Consider the following 3964-nt stretch of genomic DNA (forward strand, 5'->3'; position numbering starts at 1 on the left):
CACCCCCAACCCCTCTCCCAAGCTTGGGAGAGGGGAGCCAGAGCCGCAGGAGAGGGCGGGGTGAGGGCTACCTCAATCTAATTTGCTAGGCAGTATTAACAACTAGACATTTGTAAACACCTTGGGTGGTTCTTCAACTCGCTCGGTATCCCCATAATCGTAAGGGCCTGTCGTCAGCACTGGTAAAACTTCAAAGTTCTCGATTTCTGGCGGTGAGGTAGTTTGCCACTCTAGAGTCAGAGCGTTCCAAGGGTTATCGCCAGCTTTCTCGCCTTTGTAAGCACACCAAATCGCGTTGACGAGGAAGGGTACAGTAGAAATAGCCAGGACGTAACTACCGTAGGTACAAATTTGATTCAAACCTTGGAATTCGGGCGCATACATGGCAATCCGGCGCGGCATCCCTTGTAAGCCGAGGATGTGCATGGGCAAGAAGGTGACGTTAAACCCTATATAAGTGAGGACGAAGTGAATCTTACCCCAGGTATCGTTGATATGGCGTCCGGTGACTTTAGGGAACCAGTGATAGATACCCGTGTAGATCCCAAAGACGCTACCGCCAAATAAGACGTAGTGCAAGTGGGCGACAACAAAATAGGTATCGTGAACGTGGATATCAAAGGGTACTGCGGCCAGCATGACTCCGGTAATCCCACCGATAACGAAGGTGGAGATAAAGCCCATCGCGAATAACATCGGCGTATTGAGCGTAATTTTACCGCCCCACATCGTCGCCAACCAACCAAAAATCTTAATTCCCGTCGGTACGGCAATTACCATCGTCGTAATCATGAAAAACATCCGCAACCAGGGAGGTGTACCGCTGGTAAACATGTGATGCGCCCAGACAATTAAGCCTAAAAAGCTAATTGCCATACTAGAATACGCGATCGCACCATAACCGAAAACTGGTTTGCGACAATGCACGGGAATTACTTCCGAAATTACCCCAAAGAAGGGTAATACCATGATGTACACGGCAGGGTGCGAGTAGAACCAGAACATGTGCTGGTAAACTACAGGTTCGCCGCCACCTGTCGGATTGAAAAAGGAAGTGCCAGCTAGGAGATCGAAGGAGAGTAGAATCAGTGCGCCAGCTAGTACTGGAGTCGCAATTAGCATCAAGGCCGAAGTTGCCAACATCGCCCAACAAAATAGGGGCATTTGCATCATCGACATGCTGGGAACGCGCATTTTCAGAATCGTGGTGAAGAAGTTAATCCCCCCCAAAATCGAAGAAGTTCCCAACAATAACAGACTCATAATCCAGATCCCCTCACCGACTTTACCTGTAAGTAAACTCAGTGGTGGATAAGAAGTCCAACCAGCTTGCGCTGGGCCTAAAAAGAAGCTCGCAATCAACAATAAACCTGTAGGTGGAATAATCCAAAAGGCCACGGCATTGAGCTTGGGAAATGCCATATCGCGCGCGCCAATCATTAGCGGCAGGAGATAGTTAGCAAAGGCACCCGTTCCGGCTGGTACGATCCACAAAAAGATCATGATCGTCCCGTGCATGGTGAACATACTATTGTATGTAGCCGGATCGACAAAATCTGGATCGGGAGTCGCCAGTTCTGTCCGAATTCCTTCGGCTAATAAACCACCGATGATGTAGAAGATAAAGCCAGTGACAAAGTACTGGATGCCAATCACTTTGTGATCGCTGCTAAATGTAAAGTAGTCTTGCCATCTGCGATGATGGTGGACGACATTATCCTCTTCTGTCGTCGGGGTGGGAATCGATAGTTCTGCTGTCATCGTCTAGGGGATAGGGGATAGGGGATAGGGGATAGTGTAGATACCGCGTAGGGTGGGCACTGCCCACCAACTAATCGTTCCAGAGTCATTAGGGTGGACAGTTTCACCAGCTAAGTTTCGCGGCTATGTGTGCGTATCTACTTACTCAACCTAGTAATTGCTATTTGGTTGCAGAGGCGATCGACATATTCATGTCATGGTGAAGGTGGTTTACCATCTCTGGTTTAACGCCCATTTCTTTAGCGTAAGGAGCTAAGTAGGTACCAGCAGACATATTTGCGGGATTCATGGCAATTGTCTGTTTGACGATATCTGCTTGTGCTTGGGTCGATTGTTGCTGGCTGGCAATCCAGGCGTCGTATTCTTCGGGAGTATGTACGATCATCCGTGTCACCATCGAACCATGATAGCCACCACAGAGTTCGGCGCAGCGCAGGGGATAGGTACCGACTTTGTTGCTAGTAAAGCGCAACTCGGTAGGAGTCCCGGGAATAACATCTTGTTTGAGTCGCAGTTGGGGAATCCAGACGGCGTGGATCACGTCTTGAGCGTTCATATTCAGTTGAACTTCTTTGCCCACAGGAATATGTAGCTCGCCCGAAGTGATATTCGCATCGGGATAGGTAAAGATCCAGGCGTACTGGAGTCCTAGGACGTTAACATTGACAGCAGCAGGTTTACCTTGATTGGCAGGAGAAGCACCAACGCCAACTGCGGCCATCAGTTTGCTAGAGTCGGGCATACCAGCCATACTGGCATCCATAGTTGCCGCCATCGCGCTACCTTTACCGCTGGGCATACTGTGCATCGCATGAGCACCATTGGCTTCAGGGTCGAAACCACCCATTTCATTATAGATTTCAAAACTATAAATCGAAATCCATAAGACGATCGCCGCAGGAATTGCCGTCCAGAGTATTTCTAATGGTACGTTACCTTCGATCGCGGCTCCATCACCGAGTTCGCCAGGTCTGCGTCGAAATTTAATAGCTGAATAGATGAGAACGCCCTGCACGCCCAAAAATAAGCCGACAGAGATAGTCATCATGGCATTGAACAAGCCATCGATATGCGCGGCTTCTTCGGAAGCGGCTACGGGCATCAGTCCGTGATTCTGTCCATACCAGAGACTAACTAAGGTTAGTCCTATACCCAGCAGGAGCGTAATAATTGAGCTAGGAATATTCATCGATTATTTCAGGGATGGAAAGGTGGTGGAATCGGGATCGCAATCTGGTTCTCTCGATCTTTGAAACCGATACTATGTCAGCTTGTGGGAGCAAATCGAAGTTATCGATTATGTCAATGAAGTGGCGCAGTGCCGATCGAACCAGGTTTTGAGGGGTTTTTAAGATTAAAAATTTAGTATAGATACTTATGATAGGGGCGATCTGAAGATGTTGGCAGTTACGTTTACTACCTTTACTAAGGTACCGTAGGCAATTAGAGCGATCGGTACTTATTTGCATTTCTTCAGATTTTCTTTGGGATCTGAAAAAGCAATATTCTCAGTAATAAATGTTAAAGATTTTTAGTCCGACAAATCTTTAACACTTTCTTTGGGATCTAATTGTCTCGTCAGTGAAATTGGCTTAGAGAATGGGTTTGCACTGTTGAGTAGTGGTATTTACCCGATCGAACTCTCGGTTAATACCCTCGCAGCCACTAGGTATTAATGCTAGGTTTGAGATCGATCTAGCTAGTCTAGCCAACAGCAACTCAATTAGGCAACTAACTCGGCGATTGTCAATTATGTCAGACTCTGCACTCACCCCCCAATCTTCTGCGAGTAAAAACGAAGCTCTACCCAGCCGGGAGAATAATCTGGTAATTCAAACCCGAATCCGGCGATCGATTTGGAAGATTGCCTTTGCTACGCTATTGCTCATGGCCGTAGGTAGTGCCACTAGAGTAATGAATGCTGGATTGGCTTGCCCCGATTGGCCGTTATGTTACGGGCAATTGGTGCCAACGGCGCAGATGAACCTGCAAGTATTTTTGGAGTGGTTTCATCGCCTAGATGCAGCCTTAATTGGCTTAAGTACTTTGGGCTTAGTCGCCTCCTCCTGGTGGTTTCGCCAACAGCTTCCCCGCTGGCTCCCATGGGCTAATACCTTTGCTCTGAGTCTGATTTTGCTCCAAGGTGCATTAGGAGCCTTTACAGTAACCGAATTACTCCGCTTCGATATCGTCACCGCTCACC

3 protein-coding genes are annotated in these 3964 nt (G+C 48.0%); 1 reads left to right on the forward strand and 2 read right to left on the reverse strand.

Annotated features, from left to right (window positions below):
• Positions 1–102 precede the first annotated feature (102 nt).
• Complete coding sequence (gene ctaD / locus C7B77_RS25570) at positions 103–1761, reverse strand: cytochrome c oxidase subunit I (protein ID WP_106311609.1); 1659 nt, start codon at positions 1759–1761, stop codon at positions 103–105.
• Positions 1762–1921: 160 nt separating this feature from the next.
• A complete protein-coding gene (locus C7B77_RS25575; RefSeq protein WP_106311612.1) occupies positions 1922–2950 on the reverse strand; it encodes a cytochrome c oxidase subunit II in 1029 nt (342 codons plus the stop codon).
• A gap of 563 nt (positions 2951–3513) precedes the next feature.
• Between C7B77_RS25575 and C7B77_RS25580 the strand changes: the two genes are divergently transcribed.
• Positions 3514–3964 (forward strand): COX15/CtaA family protein (locus tag C7B77_RS25580; RefSeq protein ID WP_146138516.1); only part of this gene is annotated, 451 nt, incomplete at its 3' end.

The sequence above is a fragment of the Chamaesiphon polymorphus CCALA 037 genome (assembly GCF_003003845.1).
Taxonomy (GTDB): domain Bacteria; phylum Cyanobacteriota; class Cyanobacteriia; order Cyanobacteriales; family Chamaesiphonaceae; genus Chamaesiphon; species Chamaesiphon polymorphus.

What these genes read in the sequence shown, in the direction of transcription:
- ctaD (WP_106311609.1), bottom strand. Translation starts at nt 1,761, where the DNA reads ATGACAGCAGAACTATCGATTCCCACCCCGACGACAGAAGAGGATAAT.
- C7B77_RS25575 (WP_106311612.1), bottom strand. Translation starts at nt 2,950, where the DNA reads ATGAATATTCCTAGCTCAATTATTACGCTCCTGCTGGGTATAGGACTA.